Source organism: Pseudomonas sp. G1002 (genome assembly GCF_013385455.1).
Taxonomy (GTDB): domain Bacteria; phylum Pseudomonadota; class Gammaproteobacteria; order Pseudomonadales; family Pseudomonadaceae; genus Aquipseudomonas.
This window is the reverse complement of sequence record NZ_JACAPY010000039.1, coordinates 52,836-69,034: the sequence shown is the minus strand read 5'-3', so window position 1 is coordinate 69,034 and position 16,199 is coordinate 52,836. Positions and strand designations below refer to the sequence as shown.

The following is a 16,199-nucleotide window of genomic DNA, read 5'->3' as shown; positions in this document are numbered from 1 at the left end:
CTGTAAGAGCGGAACCATAGGCAGCCGTTACCTAAATAACGGATATACACCCCGCCCCAAAAAAAATCGCAGTTAAACCTTTCCCCCACCCCAAAGGTCTCTGAATTACCCCCCCAGAGCCCCAAGCATGGCCAAATCCCCCAACTTCGCCAAAGACTGGTTCACCGCCAAGGGCTGGAAACCGTTCGCCTTCCAAAAAGACGTATGGCACGCAGTCAAGGAAGGCCAGTCGGGACTGCTCCACGCCAGCACCGGCGCCGGGAAAACCTACGCCCTGTGGTTCGCCGCCCTCAACCGCTTCGCCATCACCGAAACCACGCCCCGCAAACGCAAAGCCCCCGCGGAACCGCTCGCCGTCCTGTGGATCACCCCAATGCGCGCCCTGGCCGCCGACACCGCCCGCGCCCTTGAGGCCCCGCTCGAATCACTGAAAATCCCCTGGACCGTCGGCCTGCGCACCGGCGACACCAGCAGCAGCGAACGCGCCCGCCAAACCCGCCGTCTGCCCACCACCCTGATCACCACCCCGGAAAGCCTCACGCTGATGCTCGCCCGCGCCGACAGCCAGGCCAGCCTGTCGCACCTGCGCATGGTGGTAGTGGACGAATGGCACGAACTGATCGGCAACAAACGCGGCGTGCAATTGCAACTGGCCCTCGCCCGCCTGCGGCAATGGCACCCCGAGCTGATTGTGTGGGGCATTTCCGCAACCCTGGGTAATCAGGCCCACGCGTTGGAGGTGTTGATCCCACAAGGCGGCGGGATCAACGTCCAAGGCCAAACCACCAAACAGTTGCGAGTGGACACCCTGTTGCCACCGGTTATCGAGCGCTTTCCGTGGGCCGGCCATATCGGCCTGAAAATGCTCCCGCAAGTGGTGGCCGAAGTCGATGCCAGCAGCAGTTGCCTGGTGTTTACCAACACACGGGCACAATCGGAAATCTGGTACCAGGCCCTGCTCGACGCGCGCCCCGACTGGGCCGGAGTGATTGCCCTGCACCACGGCTCGCTGTCCCGGGAAACCCGGGACTGGGTGGAGCGAGCCCTGAAGGAGGGGCAACTGAAGGCCGTGGTGTGCACGTCGAGCCTGGACCTGGGGGTAGATTTCCTGCCGGTGGAACGGGTACTGCAGATTGGCTCGGCCAAGGGCGTAGCCCGGCTGATGCAGCGCGCAGGGCGCTCCGGCCACGCACCGGGCCGGCCGTCGCGGGTCACGCTGGTGCCAACCCACAGCCTGGAAATGGTGGAAGCCGCTGCCGCGCAGGACGCCATCGCTGAACGGCGCATAGAAGCGCGCCAGTCGCCTCACAAGCCGTTGGATGTGCTGGTGCAGCATCTGGTGAGCATGGCGCTGGGCGGCGGCTTTGTGCCGGATGAGCTGCTGGCGGAGGTGCGCACCGCGTGGGCCTATCGTGACCTGAGCGCAGCAGATTGGGCCTGGGCCCTGGGTTTCGTGCGCCATGGTGGCCTGTCGCTGACGGCCTACCCGGATTACCGCCGGGTCGAGCCGGACGAACACGGCATCTGGCGCGTCCCCGACGCACGCCTGGCGCGGCGCCATCGCATGAGCGTGGGTACGATCGTCAGCGACGCCAGCATCCAGCTGAAATTCTGGAGCAAAGGCGGCGGTGGCAAGACCCTGGGCAGTGTCGAGGAAGGCTTTATTGCACGACTTAAGCCAGGGGATGGTTTCCTGTTCGCCGGCCGCTTGCTGGAGTTGGTACGGGTGGAAAACATGACTGCTTATGTGAAGCGCAGCACCGCGAAAAAGGCTGCCGTGCCACGCTGGAACGGCGGGCGCATGCCTCTTTCCAACGAGCTGGCCCAGGCGGTGGTCGAGCGCTTTGATGCGGCTGCCCACGGTCACTATCTCGGCCCGGAGATGCAAGCGGTGCAACCCTTGCTGGAAACCCAGCTGCGCTGGTCCGGACTGCCGACCCGCGATCACTTGCTGGCCGAGGCCCTCAAGTCCCGGGAGGGCTGGCATCTGTTCCTGTATCCGTTTGCCGGGCGCCAGGTGCATCTGGGGCTGGCGAGCCTGCTGGCCTGGCGCGTCAGCCGGCGGCAGGCGGTGACGTTCTCGATTGCGGTCAATGACTATGGGCTGGAACTGCTGAGTGCCACCGAAGTGGATTGGCCTGAGTTATTGGGCGGCGAACTGCTGAGCGCGGATCATCTGCTGGATGACGTGGTAGCCAGCCTGAATGCCGGTGAGCTGGCCCTGCGACGTTTTCGCGAGATCGCGCGGATCGCCGGGCTGGTGTTCGCAGGCTATCCGGGCGCGCCGAAAAGTACGCGTCAGGTCCAGGCTTCCAGCGGTTTGTTCTTTGAGGTATTCAAGCAATATGACCCGCAGAACCTGCTGCTGACCCAGGCCGGGGAAGAAGTCCTGCGGGATGAGCTGGATATTCGTCGCCTGGAAGAGACCTTGCGCCACCTGTCTGGGTTGAAGCTGGACCTGCATCGCATCAAACGGCCTACGCCGTTGGCCTTTCCGCTGCTGGTGGAACGTTTTCGGGAAAGCCTGAGCTCGGAAAAACTCTCGGAGCGGATTGCGCGGATGGTCAAGGATCTGGAAAAAGTCGCCGATAACGGGAAGCCCTGATGCCCGCTCATTACCCGATACATCTGGCGGAAGAAGCGCTGTGGTTGCTGGCGGACAAGGCAGTGTACTGGCCTGGGAGAAAGTGCCTGCTGATCGCCGACGCGCATTTTGGCAAGGCGTCGGCCTATCGCAGCCTGGGCCAGCCAGTGCCACAGGGCACGACGACGGCCAACCTGCAGCGCCTGGACCGGTTGTTGGCGGCTTTCCCCGGCGCGCAGGTGATCTTTCTCGGCGACTTTCTCCACGGGCCCGGCTCTCACGCCAGCGGCACCCTGAACGCCCTGAGAGCCTGGCGTGAGCGTCATGCAGGCGTGGCGCTCACGCTGATTCGCGGCAACCACGACAAACGCGCTGGCGACCCGCCTGGCGATCTGAACATTGAGGTGGTGACCGAACCCTTGCTGATGGGCCCGTTTGCCTTGCAGCACGAGCCCGCCCCCCATGCCAGCCACCATGTGCTGGCCGGGCACGTGCATCCGGTGTATCGCCTGCGGGGCAAGGGCCGGCAAAGCTTGCGCCTGCCGTGCTTCCTGATCGGCAACCAAGTCAGCCTGCTACCGGCGTTCGGCGCTTTTACCGGGGGTTATTCAGTGACGCAGGAAGAAGGCAGCCAGATCTTCGTGATCGGAGACCAGGAAGTATGGCCAGTGCGTTGAGCAACTGACCATTGGCGACACGTGCAGGAAATCAGGCCACAGGGGCGGGAGGCGGTTCGTCAGGGAGAGTGGGTTCGCCAGGCTCTTCAGGCTGGTTGGGCCAGGGATCATCGGGACCTGGCTGGCCGGGAATGCCGCCTGCGGCGGGATCGGCCATCAAGGACCAGGCCATCACACCAATCTGGTTGGGTTCAAGCCGGGCGAGTTCGGCGCTGATTCGCGGATCGAGCTTCATAGGGGACTCCTCAAGCGTGGCCCGGCGCGTTGTGCACGCGTCGGGGCAGTACACCCAATAGAGTGCATGCCCGCTGACAAATTCCCTTAACCTGTAAGACGATTCGATCAAGTGCGTGGGAGAGTGACGCCGCGCTGGCCCTGATACTTGCCGCCACGGTCCTTATAGGACACTTCGCACTCTTCGTCGGATTCGAAGAACAGCATCTGCGCCACGCCTTCGTTGGCGTAGATTTTTGCCGGCAAGGTGGTGGTGTTGGAGAACTCCAGGGTGACGTGCCCTTCCCATTCCGGCTCCAGCGGCGTCACGTTGACGATGATGCCGCAGCGCGCGTAGGTGCTTTTGCCCAGGCAGATAGTCAGGACATTACGCGGGATACGGAAGAATTCGACGGTGCGCGCCAGGGCAAAGGAGTTTGGCGGGATGATGCAGACGTCGCTCTTGACGTCGACGAAGCTTTTTTCGTCGAAGTTTTTCGGATCGACGGTTGCCGAGTTGATGTTGGTGAACACCTTGAACTCATCGGCGCAGCGTACGTCGTAGCCGTAGCTGGAAACCCCGAACGAGATCAGCCGCTCAGCGCCTTCGCCACGCATCTGGCGCTCCACGAAGGGCTCGATCATGCCGTGCTCTTGCGCCATGCGGCGAATCCACTTGTCCGATTTGATGCTCATGGCGGGTGTCCTGAATAGCGAGGTGAAAAAATTCTGTTGGGCATCTTACCGGGGCTGGCCCCGTGGTTCAAAGGGGCGGCTGTTTTTCTTGGCGCCGCGCAGCCCCTGCTGGGCGGGGCGCACCTTCAATCGTGGGGTGTTGGTGCGGTATCAGGGTGCCGCCAGTCACGAAAATAGAGAAACCTTCGGAAATACCATTGGCACGTTCCGGAAAAAGGGTTAAGGTGGCGCCACTGTGCTGCTTGTGTCACTGAGAATCTCTACACGATATGTTGAATTTCGATCCAACCATCTCCAAGAATTTTTCCTGCTCTTTGCACTCAGTCTCGGCCAGGGCTTTTCCTGAGTCGCAGTTAACTTTGTCCAAGGAGATACACCATGTCTAATCGCCAAACTGGTACCGTTAAGTGGTTCAACGATGAAAAAGGCTTCGGCTTCATCACTCCACAATCCGGTGACGACCTGTTCGTTCACTTCAAAGCTATCCAATCCGACGGCTTCAAAAGCCTGAAAGAAGGCCAACAGGTTTCTTTCATCGCTACCCGCGGTCAGAAAGGCATGCAAGCTGAAGAAGTTCAAGTTATCTAACTTGTACTGATTTAGTCGAAAAGCCCCGCCCTCAAAAGCGGGGCTTTTTTTGTGCTCGGGATTTGCCAATCACACGATGTAATTCCATGCACAAAAAAATGTGGGAGCGGGCTTGCTCGCGAAAGCGGTGAATCAGTCGCCAGATAGGCTGACTGAAACACCGTATTCGCGAGCAAGCCCGCTCCCACATTTCATCCTGCGTCGCTTATTGAAACAACGACTCACTCGACAAGCCATTCTTCTCGAGGATCTCGCGCAAGCGCTTGAGGCCCTCGACCTGGATCTGCCGCACCCGCTCACGGGTCAAGCCAATCTCCAGGCCAACATCTTCCAGGGTGCTGCTTTCGTGGCCGCGCAGCCCGAAGCGGCGAATCACCACCTCACGCTGTTTGTCCGTCAGCTCCGAAAGCCACTGGTCGATGCTTTGCGACAGATCGTCGTCCTGCAGCAACTCACATGGGTCCGTAGGACGATCATCGGTCAGGGTGTCCAGCAGGGTTTTATCCGAATCCGGACCCAGCGAGACATCGACGGAAGACACTCGCTCATTGAGACCGAGCATGCGCTTGACCTCTCCCACCGGTTTTTCCAGCAGGTTGGCGATCTCTTCAGGCGAAGGTTCATGATCGAGTTTCTGTGTCAGCTCACGCGCCGCCCGCAGGTAGACGTTGAGCTCCTTGACCACATGGATCGGCAACCGGATCGTACGGGTCTGATTCATGATCGCCCGTTCGATGGTCTGACGAATCCACCAGGTGGCGTAGGTCGAAAAGCGGAAGCCCCGCTCAGGGTCGAACTTTTCCACCGCCCGGATCAGGCCGAGATTGCCCTCTTCGATCAAGTCCAACAGGGACAGCCCACGATTGACGTAGCGTCGGGCGATTTTCACCACCAGTCGCAGGTTGCTTTCAATCATGCGCTTGCGCCCAGCCGGATCGCCCTTTTGCGACAAGCGCGCAAAATGGACTTCTTCTTCGGGGGTGAGCAGAGGGGAAAAGCCGATTTCATTGAGGTACAACTGAGTCGCGTCGAGCGCCCGTGTGTAATCAATGTACTTGTGTTGCTTTAACGCGGTGGAGTTCTTGGATTTGGTGCGAACTGAAGGTACAGCAGGTCCCTCATTCGACATCGATTCCGTATCGATGACAGTCTCCATAAGGAGAACCTCATCGTCGATGTCAAACTCCGGCGCTTCTTTACTGAGAGCCATTGTTATAGTCCTTTGGTGAGTTCGACCTCAAGCTCAAGCGACGCCTTTATCCTTGGCAACGCTGGAGCCTGTTCCTACTACGTGAGGAACAGGCTGTGCAACACATCAACGACGGGGAAGGAATTGCAGCGGATCAACAGGCTTCCCTTGGCGGCGAATCTCAAAGTGCAGTTTCACCCGGTCTGTACCAGTTGACCCCATTTCGGCAATTGTCTGTCCGACTTTGACCTGCTGCCCCTCCCGAACCAACAGCCTGCGGTTGTGACCGTAGGCACTGACGTAGGTATCGCTGTGTTTGATGATGACCAGCTCGCCGTAGCCCCGTAAACCACTCCCGGCGTACACCACTGTCCCATCAGACGCAGCTAAAACAGGCTGTCCCAAATCCCCGGCGATATCAATGCCTTTATTCAAACTACCGTTTGAAGAGAATTTTCCAATAAGGATGCCATTTGAGGGCCATCCCCAGCCGGTCGGTGCGGGCCCCGCCGGCGGCATCGGCGCAGGTGCCGGCTTGCTCGCAACGCTAGGCGCGGCGGTACCTGCAGGCCGGGTGATGATGGTGGTCTTGCTCGAAGACGACGGCGAAGAAGCCGTGTTTGTGACTACCGCGGTCGGTGTTGAACCGGTTCGTCCATCGAAACGAATGGTCTGACCTGGATGTATCGTGTACGGCACAGGGATGTTGTTACGGGCGGCGAGCGCCTTGTAATCCCAGCCATAACGAAAGGCGATCGAGAACATCGTATCGCCCTTGCGCACGACGTATTGGCCTGTGGTAACGGTAGGTTTCTGCGGTACCGCGTTATTGCGGTCGACCACCCGCGCACCACCGGATGGCGTGCTTGAACAAGCCGCCAGCAAGGAACTCAAGACAAGGCCAATCACCAGTCGCTGAAAGCTTGTTTGACTCATACGCTGTGCAATGACCGTGAGACTCACCCGCCGCTCCCTTTGTGGTGGCTGACTATGAACGCCTGTATCAGGCTTGAAATATGACGCAAGTATAACTGGCCGTTGGGTTTTTACTGGAAACACGACTCTAAAGAAAATTTCATCATGTTTAACTCCGACGGCTGATGGTGTGGACTCAACAGACCCCGCTGTAAGACACATACCCGGCAATAGAATTCAGTACGCAGAAATAATTGATCAGGCCAGCGGACCGTTGAGCAGCGGGACAAAACGCACGGCGCCGAGCACATGCCGGGAAAAGCCCTCTTCCTCGCGAATGATCAACATTAATTGTTGCACTTCGCCGGAGCCCACCGGAATCACCAGGCGCCCGCCGGGAGCCAGTTGATCGAGTAAGGCCTGGGGCACGTCGGTCGCCACCGCGGTGACGATAATGCCGTTGTATGGCGCCAGTGCCGGCCAGCCTTCCCAGCCATCACCCCAACGGAACACCACGTTGCGCAGGTTCAACTCCACCAGGCGTTCCTTGGCCCGGTCTTGCAACACCTTGATGCGCTCCACGGAAAACACCCGCTCCACCAGCTGCGACAACACGGCCGTCTGGTAGCCGGAACCGGTGCCGATTTCCAGCACCTTGTCCAGCGGGCCCGCCGCCAGCAGCAACTCACTCATCCGCGCCACCATATAAGGCTGGGAGATGGTCTGGTTGTGGCCGATGGGCAAGGCTGTGTCTTCATAGGCGCGGTGCGCCAGGGCTTCATCGACAAACAGATGCCGCGGGGTACGCCGGATGACTTCCAGCACCTGGGCATTGGACAGCCCTTCTTCATACAGGCGCTGGATCAATCGCTCGCGGGTGCGCTGGGAGGTCATCCCGATGCCCCGGCGCAGCAGGTCGTCTTGTTCACGAGCCATCAGCGCAGCCCCTCCAGCCAGCCATCGAGGCTACTGAAGGCATCACTGAAGGTGCGATCGAGTTGCAACGGGGTAATCGAGACATAACCTTGCATCACCGCATGAAAGTCCGTGCCCTCGCCACCGTCCTCGGCATCGCCGGCAGCGGCAATCCAGTACCCTTCCCTGCCACGCGGGTCGACCACCTTCAGCGGCGCTGCCGCACGGGCACGGTGGCCGAGGCGGGTCAGCTGGATACCGCGAATGTGGTCCAGGGGCAGATTGGGAATATTGACGTTGAGCACCGTGCGCGGCGGCAGGACCAGGGTGTCATGGGCCTCCACCAGCTTGCGGGCGAAATACGCCGCAGTCGCCAGGTTGTCCAATTGACGGGACGCAAACGAAAAAGCGAACGAGGTCCGACCGAGGAAGCGCCCTTCAAGGGCTGCCGCCACCGTACCGGAATACAGCACGTCGTCACCCAGGTTGGCGCCCAGGTTGATCCCGGAAACCACCAGGTCCGGCTCGCGGTCCAGCAGGCTGTTGATCGCCAGGTGCACGCAGTCGGTCGGCGTGCCATTCACGCTGATAAAGCCGTTGGGCAACGTCTGTGTATGCAACGGACGGTCGAGCGTCAGCGAGCTGCTGGCGCCGCTTTTGTCCTGGTCCGGGGCAACCACCACGCACTCGGCGTAATCCGCCAGCGCAGCATGAAGCGCGGCAAGGCCGGGTGCAGTGACCCCGTCGTCGTTAGATATCAGAATACGCATGGGCTGTCCGTCTGCCCCACCGGCACCAGATCTACAAGCTCGCGCACCAAGACAGTGGCGAAGCATCCAGCCGGCAGGACGAATTCCAATTGCAGAATGTCAGGTTCGGGATAATGCCACGTCAACCCGCCAATGGGCAGTCGAAGAATGCGACGTTCCTGGCTCATGCCGGCATTCACCAGCCAATCCCGCAGTTCGGCTTCACCGTCGGCAATCGCCTGTTCCAGCGCGAAGGTTGCTCCCGCCGCCGGCGAATCACCTTCGCCCCACTGCGGGCCGGTGGGATGCAGGTCGAGGATTGCCAGGCGCGGGTCGCTGCATTCAGCCTCCCCCGCCGGGAAAAAGCTGCGGCTGTCGGTAAACGCCAGCAAGTCACCGACCTGGGCGCGCTGCCAGGAACCGTCGGCCACCCGCGCCGCCAGCACTTTATTGAACAGGAAGCTGCGGGCCGTCGAGAGCAGGCGCGAACGCACATTGCGCTGCTCCGGCAAGGCCTTGCGCGCCGCCCAGTCACGGGCATCGACGACGTTGCCGCCGTTATGGCCGAAACGCTGGGCGCCGAAATAGTTGGGAATGCCTTGCCGGGCGATCAGTTGCAGGCGGGCGTCGATGGCCGCCGCATCCCCGGCAAACTGGGTCAGGCGCAAGGTAAAGCCGTTGGCCGAATGCGCGCCGCGCTGCAGCTTGCGCTTGTGACGGCCGGTCTTGAGGATCTTCAGGGTGTCGTTTTCAGCCGCGCTCAGGTCCGGGTCCGCCTTGCCCGGCAACTGCACGCTGAACCACTGGCGTGTCAGCGCCTGGCGGTCCTTGAGCCCGGCGTAGCTGACGGTACGCAACTGCACGCCCGCCGCCTTGGCAATCCGCCGCGCCGCCTCTTCGGTATTCAGGCCGCGCTTTTCCACCCACAACCACAGGTGTTCACCCTCGCCGGTCAGCGGGATATCCAGCACTTCATCCACCTGGAAGTCTTCAGCGGTGGCCTTCAGAACAGCGCTGCCCAAGGCCTCGCCATAGGCACGCGGGCCCAGCAGTTGCAGATCATTCATGCGCGCAGCAACAAGGCAACGGAGTGCACGGCAATGCCCTCTTCGCGACCGGTAAACCCGAGCTTTTCGGTGGTGGTGGCTTTTACGTTCACTTGATCCAACTCAACTTGAAGATCCGCGGCAATCAGCGCGCGCATCGTTTCGATATGCGGGGCCATCTTGGGCGCCTGGGCGACGATGGTGTTGTCGACGTTGCCAACCTTCCAGCCCTTGGCATGGATCAAGCCGACCACGTGACGCAACAGCACACGGCTGTCCGCGCCCTTGAAGGTCGGGTCGGTGTCCGGAAAGTGCTTGCCGATGTCGCCCAACGCGGCTGCGCCGAGCAAGGCATCGCTCAAGGCATGCAGCACCACGTCGCCGTCGGAATGAGCCAGCAACCCGTGGTGGTGCGCGATCCGCACGCCGCCCAGGGTGATGAAATCGCCTTCGGCGAAACGGTGCACATCATAGCCGTGGCCAATACGCATAAAAAAACGCCCCGATTTAATTCAGGGCGTGATTCTACCTACTTTTGCCTCACATTAACCGAGCAAAGCGCGCGCGTGATGGCGTAAATGGTCTTCGATGAAGCTGGCGATAAAGAAGTAGCTGTGGTCATAGCCCGGTTGCAGGCGCAGCTCCAGCGGATGGTTCGCCGCCCTGGCCGCTTGTTGCAACGCTTCAGGCTTGAGCTGCACCGCGAGGAAATCGTCGCGGTCGCCCTGGTCCACCAGCAATGGCAGCTTTTCCGAGGCTTCGCTGATCAACACGCAGGCATCCCATTCGCGCCATTTCGAGCGCTCTTCGCCCAGGTAGCGGGAGAATGCCTTCTGGCCCCACGGGCAATCCATCGGGTTGTTGATCGGCGAGAACGCCGACACCGACTGATAACGCCCCGGGTTGCGCAAGGCACACACCAGCGCGCCGTGGCCGCCCATGGAGTGGCCGCTGATCCCGCGTTTGGCCGACGCCGGGAAATGCGCCTCGACCAATGCAGGCAACTCCTGCACCACGTAGTCATGCATCCGATAGTGCTGGGCCCAAGGCTCCTGGGTGGCGTTCAGGTAGAAACCGGCGCCCAGGCCAAAGTCCCAGGCGTTGTCCGGATCACCCGGCACACCGGGGCCGCGCGGGCTGGTGTCCGGCGCAACAATGATCAACCCCAGCTCGGCTGCCATGCGTTGCGCGCCGGCCTTCTGCATGAAGTTCTCATCGGTGCAGGTCAGGCCCGATAGCCAGTACAGCACCGGCAATTTGCCGCCCTGCTCCGCTTGCGGCGGCAGGTACACGGCGAAGGTCATGTCGCAACCCAGCACGTCGGAATGATGCTTGTAGCGTTTATGCCAGCCGCCGAAGCTTTTCTGGCACGACAGGTTTTCCAGACTCATGGCCGACCTCAGAAGTGAATGACGGTGCGGATGCTCTTGCCTTCATGCATCAGGTCAAACGCCTTGTTGATATCTTCCAGGCCCATGGTGTGGGTGATGAACGTATCCAGCGGGATTTCACCGGTCTGGGCCATTTCCACATAGCTTGGCAACTCGCTGCGACCGCGCACGCCGCCGAACGCCGAACCGCGCCAGACGCGGCCGGTGACCAGCTGGAACGGACGGGTAGCAATTTCCTGGCCGGCGCCGGCCACGCCGATGATCACCGACTCGCCCCAACCTTTGTGGCAGCACTCAAGGGCCGCACGCATCAGTTGGACATTGCCGATGCACTCGAAGGAAAAGTCGACGCCGCCGTCGGTCAAATCGACGATCACGTCCTGGATCGGGCGGTCGTAGTCTTTCGGGTTGATGCAGTCGGTGGCACCCAGCTGCCTGGCGATTTCAAACTTGGCCGGGTTGATGTCGATGGCAATGATGCGGCCGGCCTTGGCTTTCACCGCGCCGATCACCGCCGACAGGCCGATGCCGCCCAGGCCGAAGATGGCCACGGTGTCGCCCGGCTTGACCTTGGCGGTGTTGATCACTGCACCGATACCGGTGGTGACGCCACAGCCCAGCAGGCAGACTTTTTCCAGCGGCGCTTCTTTGGGAATCTTCGCCACGGAGATTTCCGGCAGCACGGTGTATTCGGAGAAGGTCGAAGTGCCCATGTAGTGGAAAATCGGCTGGCCCTTGTAGGAAAAGCGCGAAGTACCGTCGGGCATCAGGCCTTTGCCCTGGGTGGCGCGAATCGCCTGGCAGAGGTTGGTCTTGCCCGACAGGCAGAATTTGCACTTGCCGCATTCCGGGGTGTACAGAGGGATCACGTGGTCGCCCACCGCCACCGAGGTCACGCCTTCGCCGATGGCTTCAACCACGGCGCCGCCTTCGTGGCCGAGGATCGACGGGAAAATGCCTTCCGGGTCCGCGCCCGACAGGGTGTAGGCATCGGTATGGCACACACCGGACGCCACCACCCGCAACAGCACCTCGCCCGCCTTGGGCATGGCCACATCCACTTCAACGATCTCGAGGGGTTTCTTGGCTTCGAAGGCTACGGCCGCGCGGGACTTGATCATCCGGTTTCTCCATCGGGTTAAAAACGTAAGGCCGGCAGTGTAAAACATGCTCATCTGATTAATAATCCAGACAAAAGCAAAACATTATTGCCGTACAGGGACAATCAGCATGCTGGAAAACCGCTGGGAGGGCATCGACGAGTTCGTCGCCGTGGCCGAATGCAGCCAATTCACCGCGGCCGCCGAGCGCCTGGGCGTGTCGTCGTCCCATATCAGCCGCCAGGTCGCGCGACTGGAAGAGCGCCTGCAAACACGCTTGCTGTATCGCAGCACGCGCAAGGTGACACTGACCGAAGCCGGCCAGACCTTCCTGCAACATTGCCAGCGATTGCAGGACGGTCGCGAAGAAGCCTTGCGCGCCGTGGGCGACCTGGCCAGCGAGCCCAAGGGAATGTTGCGCATGACCTGCGCAGTGGCTTACGGCGAGCGTTTTATCGTGCCGCTGGTGACGCGGTTCATGGCGCTTTATCCGCAATTGCGCGTGGACGTGGAATTGACCAACCGACAGCTGGACCTGGTGCACGAAGGCCTGGACCTGGCGATTCGCCTCGGGCGCCTGGCGGATTCGCGCATGGTTGCCAGCCGCCTCGCGCCGCGGCGTATGTACCTGTGCGCGTCACCGTCCTACCTGGCCAGGTACGGGCGGCCACATAGCTTGTCGGAGTTAAGCCGGCATAACTGCCTGATCGGCAGCTCGGATATTTGGCAACTGGCCCAGGACGGGCGCGAATTTTCCCAGCGGGTACAGGGAAACTGGCGCTGCAACAGCGGGCAAGCGGTGCTGGATGCGGCCCTGCAAGGTGTCGGTCTTTGCCAGTTGCCGGACTATTACGTGCTGGAGCATTTGCACAGCGGCGCACTGGTGTCGTTACTCGAAGCCCATCAACCGCCCAACACCGCGGTTTGGGCGCTGTACCCACAACAACGCCACCTTTCGCCCAAGGTGCGAAAACTGGTGGACTTTCTCAAGGAGGGCCTGGGCAACCATCCCGTCTACCTGAGATAGACTGCTACCGCCCATGCAGCGCCTGAGTGCCGGTAAATAGCCTTTTTTACTGCGTAACCAGGCACCCCCATGATAACCAACGGCCCGCAACTCCAGCGCATCAGTCATTTCGTTCGCAAGGTCCTGGCGGATTTTCCCGTACCTTCGCGAATCGCCGCCCAGTTGATCCGCGAGCGGGTACAGCCCCTCAGCCAGGTCGAGTTCGACCCGGATACCACCCTCCTCGCCACCCTCGAATACAACACCGACAATCCCAATGCGGCCTTCACCGCCGTGGTGATCCAGTCGATGTCGCTGACCGAGGCCATGATCTGCAATGCGCCCCAGCCCCCGGGCGGCATGCTCAATACCACCGGGTTTTCCACCACTGCACCTTATTTCAATATTGTCAGCGAGCTGCCGCGCTTGATGGATAACCGGATTCCGGCAATGTTCAACGAAGAGTTCATCGTCTCGGGCTGGATCCCGCCAAGGCGTTATGAGGCGCTGTATCTGCAAAGCCAGCCCCAGGTTTACGACCCGAGCACGCAGCTGCAGATTTCACCAAAAACCTTCAGGCTCATCGTTAACTCAAGCCATTTCGAACAAACCTACGACGAGGCGATCGGCAAGTTCTGGAACAACCACCGGGAAAACTACAACACCCTGATGCGCATCGCGTTCACCAAAGCCTATCTGGAACAGTTCCATGAGTTCACCCTGACCGTGGCAGAGAGACAGCTGGCGGCACGGGCGGCGGGAATCGGCATCGACAAGAACCACGACAACCTCACCCTGGAGGATTTCCAGGAGCCCTATCGCCTCGACCCAAACCTGTCCCTGCGGCTATTGCGCGTTCACAACAGCGAATCCACCGACATCCTGACCATCACCGATAACCAAAGCCAGGTGACCCTGCTCTATATCCCGGGCAACTCCTCGCCCTTCCATGGGTTCAATAACCCGGCAGACATGCGCAGTTGGCTGGTGGAAACGGCAAGGGACGCCACTCAACGCAAGGCGCTGACCCAACACTTCGACGAGGACGCCATCGACTCCGGCCTGATCTACAGCGGCGTGGAGGAGGCACTGGTGGGGATGGCGGTGTTTCCGAAGCCGGCAACCTCCCCGGGTTTGTTCAACAGCCTGCGGGCCGATAACTACTGGGATCCCGAGCAGTACATCAATAACCCGATGTATCCGGCACTGGGCAGTAACCCGTTTGAGTTCATCGCCCGGCAGATCAGGGTACGCCTTGCAAAAGTAGCGGCGCGAAGCTTTATTTCGCCCCTGGATACGCTCAAGGCCGACACCCTGGATGCCCTGGAAAAAGCCTGCATCCTGGCGGTTCCCGTGGCACTGGCCATGGGCAACGCGCTACTGGCGGAATTTTGCTTCCTGACCTCCGGCGCGACTGAAATGGTGGTGGGTGCCGACGACCTGCTGCGCGGCAAACCCCACGCGAAGGAGCGCATTGTATTCGGCGCCCTTAACGCGCTGCCGGTGGTCGCCCATGGCGTGTCCAAGGGGCTCAAGGGCCTCGAAAGCCTGCGCCCCACCCTGGGCCCGGCAGTACGCCAGGATGCGGGCCGAATCAGCGTCAGCGCCATCAACGAAACCTCCATGGCGGCCAACACCGAGACGCGCACCCTGAGCCCACGGATGACTCCCGGCGGCCTGCAGACCATCCGGATTCACGGCGACCTGTACCTGACGTACAAGACCCCCAATGAATCAGGCTTCTTCGAACTGTTCGTAATGGCTCCCAACGCGCCAAACACGCTGCAATCCACCGGCCTGTATGCCATCCAGAGCGCCGACCTGAAGTGGCGCACGGCCGGGCTGGCCGGCGGAGGCGCATTTCGCAATGCCTGGCAAAGGGTCTACACGCTGTTCGGCGGCCCGCAACACTCGACGTTCTACAGTGCCTACGAGATGCCACCCCCCGCACGCGAGACCGTTTCGGAGATGCTCACCGACACCAGTTCGTTTTCGGAAAACCTTGAACCCGTGGGCAGCGGTGCCCAGCCGGTGAAAGACACCCGCAAGTTGTTTTTCGAGAAAAGAACCAAGCTGTCTGAAGATGCCACGATATTCTTTGCCAACTTGTCGTTTTCACCGATGCGGCCCGTGCTTCCAAGGCTCAGCCTGAATGAATCGCAGCCGACCATCATTCAAAAACTGCTGCACGCCAGCGACGGCCTCGTGATCGGCGAAAGCCATGGAGCCCTGTCGAGCAAGGCGTTCCTGATCAACAACATGCCGCTGTTGGCCAGCGAGGGGGTCAAACGCCTCTATTTCGAGCATCTGCTGACGGATGTACACATGCCCTTGCTCAAGGCGTTCTACCGTACCCGAAGCGCGGTGATGCCCGAGGAACTCAAGGGCTTCCTCAACAACATCTACCCGCCGTTGCGCGACCGGCACTACTCGTTCGTCAACATCGTCACCGCAGCCCGTGACGCCGGGATCAAAATCCAGCCGATCGACTGCACTGTCAGCTACATGCTGCGCGACCTGCCCGACACCGCCGACAACTTGCGCCAGCGCATGATGAACTACTACGCCACCGAGGTGATTCAATGGATCCAGACCACCAAGCCGCGCCCGGGAAAATGGGTCGCACTGGTGGGTGACAGCCATACCAATACCTACAAAGGGATTCCGGGGATCGCCGAACTCACCGGCAGCATCGGCCTGCGGATCGAGGATGCAGCGGCTGGCGGGCACCTCGGCGTCGAAGTGGACACGGGACGCACCGCCAGCCTGGGCATCGGCAAGGGTGAGGGAACGGTCAAGGCCAACCTGGTCCTGCGGGTGGACCGCGCCAGCTTGCAACGCCCGGCGCAACCGGCGCCCGCCCCCTCCCAGCCCCAGGCCAGGACGCCACAGACGCTGCTGACCAAGCCAGGCCAGTTCATGCTGACACCGGCAACCGTCACGACACCGGCACACCTTCACTACCGTTCACGGCGAGGCGACGTACGCCATTTCAGGATCGATCAACAGGGCGGCCGATACGCCATCAGCGCGCCCGGTTGGGCCGTGGACGGCAAACCGTTCGACAGCATTCAGGCACTGGTGGATGAGTTCAAGACCCCGGCCGGGGTTGAACAGATGACGGTGTGAG

At 61.0% G+C, this 16,199-nt stretch carries 15 protein-coding genes; 5 read left to right on the top strand and 10 right to left on the bottom strand.

Features of this window, described 5'->3' with window-relative positions; all coding sequences use genetic code 11:
* The first annotated feature begins 127 nt into the window (after window positions 1-127).
* Entirely contained in the window at window positions 128-2,605 is a 2,478-nt protein-coding gene (locus HX801_RS26190) for a ligase-associated DNA damage response DEXH box helicase (RefSeq protein ID WP_177022991.1), read from the top strand.
* Complete coding sequence (gene pdeM, locus HX801_RS26185) at window positions 2,605-3,261, top strand: ligase-associated DNA damage response endonuclease PdeM (protein ID WP_177022990.1); 657 nt, start codon at window positions 2,605-2,607, stop codon at window positions 3,259-3,261. Before HX801_RS26190 ends, pdeM begins: the two co-directional genes overlap by 1 nt.
* A gap of 31 nt (window positions 3,262-3,292) precedes the next feature.
* Here pdeM and HX801_RS26180 read toward each other — a convergent pair whose 3' ends face one another.
* Both HX801_RS26180 and dcd read right to left on the bottom strand, forming a co-directional pair.
* Entirely contained in the window at window positions 3,293-3,496 is a 204-nt protein-coding gene (locus HX801_RS26180) for a hypothetical protein (RefSeq protein ID WP_003219272.1), read from the bottom strand.
* Window positions 3,497-3,603: 107 nt separating this feature from the next.
* A complete protein-coding gene (gene dcd / locus HX801_RS26175; protein ID WP_003219273.1) occupies window positions 3,604-4,170 on the bottom strand; it encodes a dCTP deaminase in 567 nt (188 codons plus the stop codon).
* A 378-nt stretch (window positions 4,171-4,548) separates the two neighbouring features.
* Between dcd and HX801_RS26170 the strand changes: the two genes are divergently transcribed.
* Window positions 4,549-4,758 (top strand): cold-shock protein, encoded by a 210-nt coding sequence (locus HX801_RS26170; protein WP_002554837.1) that lies wholly within the window; start codon window positions 4,549-4,551, stop codon window positions 4,756-4,758.
* Window positions 4,759-4,963: 205 nt separating this feature from the next.
* Here the strand turns inward: HX801_RS26170 and rpoS are convergent, their stop codons facing one another.
* The 8 genes from rpoS to HX801_RS26130 all read right to left on the bottom strand — a co-directional run bounded on the left by rpoS (window position 4,964) and on the right by HX801_RS26130 (window position 12,084).
* On the bottom strand, window positions 4,964-5,968 hold the full coding sequence (gene rpoS, locus HX801_RS26165) for an RNA polymerase sigma factor RpoS (RefSeq protein ID WP_003219274.1): 1,005 nt from the start codon (window positions 5,966-5,968) through the stop codon (window positions 4,964-4,966).
* Between the two features lie 105 nt (window positions 5,969-6,073).
* Window positions 6,074-6,910 (bottom strand): peptidoglycan DD-metalloendopeptidase family protein, encoded by an 837-nt coding sequence (locus tag HX801_RS26160; protein ID WP_032898924.1) that lies wholly within the window; start codon window positions 6,908-6,910, stop codon window positions 6,074-6,076.
* A gap of 210 nt (window positions 6,911-7,120) precedes the next feature.
* A complete protein-coding gene (locus tag HX801_RS26155) occupies window positions 7,121-7,756 on the bottom strand; it encodes a protein-L-isoaspartate(D-aspartate) O-methyltransferase (protein ID WP_010176736.1) in 636 nt (211 codons plus the stop codon).
* 41 nt (window positions 7,757-7,797) lie between these two features.
* Complete coding sequence (gene surE, locus HX801_RS26150; RefSeq protein ID WP_003219278.1) at window positions 7,798-8,547, bottom strand: 5'/3'-nucleotidase SurE; 750 nt, start codon at window positions 8,545-8,547, stop codon at window positions 7,798-7,800.
* The gene (truD, locus tag HX801_RS26145; RefSeq protein WP_177022989.1) at window positions 8,535-9,593 is read right to left on the bottom strand and encodes a tRNA pseudouridine(13) synthase TruD; all 1,059 of its coding nucleotides are present in this window, start codon (window positions 9,591-9,593) and stop codon (window positions 8,535-8,537) included. Before truD ends, surE begins: the two co-directional genes overlap by 13 nt.
* Complete coding sequence (ispF, locus tag HX801_RS26140; RefSeq protein ID WP_003219282.1) at window positions 9,590-10,063, bottom strand: 2-C-methyl-D-erythritol 2,4-cyclodiphosphate synthase; 474 nt, start codon at window positions 10,061-10,063, stop codon at window positions 9,590-9,592. The genes truD and ispF overlap by 4 nt, the downstream gene beginning before the upstream one ends.
* Before the next feature lie 54 nt (window positions 10,064-10,117).
* The gene (fghA, locus tag HX801_RS26135) at window positions 10,118-10,963 is read right to left on the bottom strand and encodes an S-formylglutathione hydrolase (RefSeq protein ID WP_003219284.1); all 846 of its coding nucleotides are present in this window, start codon (window positions 10,961-10,963) and stop codon (window positions 10,118-10,120) included.
* Between the two features lie 8 nt (window positions 10,964-10,971).
* A complete protein-coding gene (locus HX801_RS26130) occupies window positions 10,972-12,084 on the bottom strand; it encodes an S-(hydroxymethyl)glutathione dehydrogenase/class III alcohol dehydrogenase (protein WP_003219285.1) in 1,113 nt (370 codons plus the stop codon).
* Window positions 12,085-12,193: 109 nt separating this feature from the next.
* Between HX801_RS26130 and HX801_RS26125 the strand changes: the two genes are divergently transcribed.
* Together HX801_RS26125 and HX801_RS26120 are read left to right on the top strand one after the other, a co-directional pair.
* A complete protein-coding gene (locus HX801_RS26125) occupies window positions 12,194-13,090 on the top strand; it encodes a LysR substrate-binding domain-containing protein (protein ID WP_003219287.1) in 897 nt (298 codons plus the stop codon).
* A gap of 69 nt (window positions 13,091-13,159) precedes the next feature.
* The gene (locus tag HX801_RS26120; RefSeq protein ID WP_177022988.1) at window positions 13,160-16,198 is read left to right on the top strand and encodes a dermonecrotic toxin domain-containing protein; all 3,039 of its coding nucleotides are present in this window, start codon (window positions 13,160-13,162) and stop codon (window positions 16,196-16,198) included.
* Window position 16,199: the final 1 nt, after the last annotated feature.

Bases quoted from the DNA above. Each gene is read 5' to 3' on its own strand.
- HX801_RS26190 (WP_177022991.1), top strand. From the start codon at position 128: ATGGCCAAATCCCCCAACTTCGCCAAAGACTGGTTCACCGCCAAGGGC.
- pdeM (WP_177022990.1), top strand. From the start codon at position 2,605: ATGCCCGCTCATTACCCGATACATCTGGCGGAAGAAGCGCTGTGGTTG.
- HX801_RS26180 (WP_003219272.1), bottom strand. From the start codon at position 3,496: ATGAAGCTCGATCCGCGAATCAGCGCCGAACTCGCCCGGCTTGAACCC.
- dcd (WP_003219273.1), bottom strand. From the start codon at position 4,170: ATGAGCATCAAATCGGACAAGTGGATTCGCCGCATGGCGCAAGAGCAC.
- HX801_RS26170 (WP_002554837.1), top strand. From the start codon at position 4,549: ATGTCTAATCGCCAAACTGGTACCGTTAAGTGGTTCAACGATGAAAAA.
- rpoS (WP_003219274.1), bottom strand. From the start codon at position 5,968: ATGGCTCTCAGTAAAGAAGCGCCGGAGTTTGACATCGACGATGAGGTT.
- HX801_RS26155 (WP_010176736.1), bottom strand. From the start codon at position 7,756: ATGACCTCCCAGCGCACCCGCGAGCGATTGATCCAGCGCCTGTATGAA.
- surE (WP_003219278.1), bottom strand. From the start codon at position 8,547: ATGCGTATTCTGATATCTAACGACGACGGGGTCACTGCACCCGGCCTT.
- truD (WP_177022989.1), bottom strand. From the start codon at position 9,593: ATGAATGATCTGCAACTGCTGGGCCCGCGTGCCTATGGCGAGGCCTTG.
- ispF (WP_003219282.1), bottom strand. From the start codon at position 10,063: ATGCGTATTGGCCACGGCTATGATGTGCACCGTTTCGCCGAAGGCGAT.
- fghA (WP_003219284.1), bottom strand. From the start codon at position 10,963: ATGAGTCTGGAAAACCTGTCGTGCCAGAAAAGCTTCGGCGGCTGGCAT.
- HX801_RS26130 (WP_003219285.1), bottom strand. From the start codon at position 12,084: ATGATCAAGTCCCGCGCGGCCGTAGCCTTCGAAGCCAAGAAACCCCTC.
- HX801_RS26125 (WP_003219287.1), top strand. From the start codon at position 12,194: ATGCTGGAAAACCGCTGGGAGGGCATCGACGAGTTCGTCGCCGTGGCC.
- HX801_RS26120 (WP_177022988.1), top strand. From the start codon at position 13,160: ATGATAACCAACGGCCCGCAACTCCAGCGCATCAGTCATTTCGTTCGC.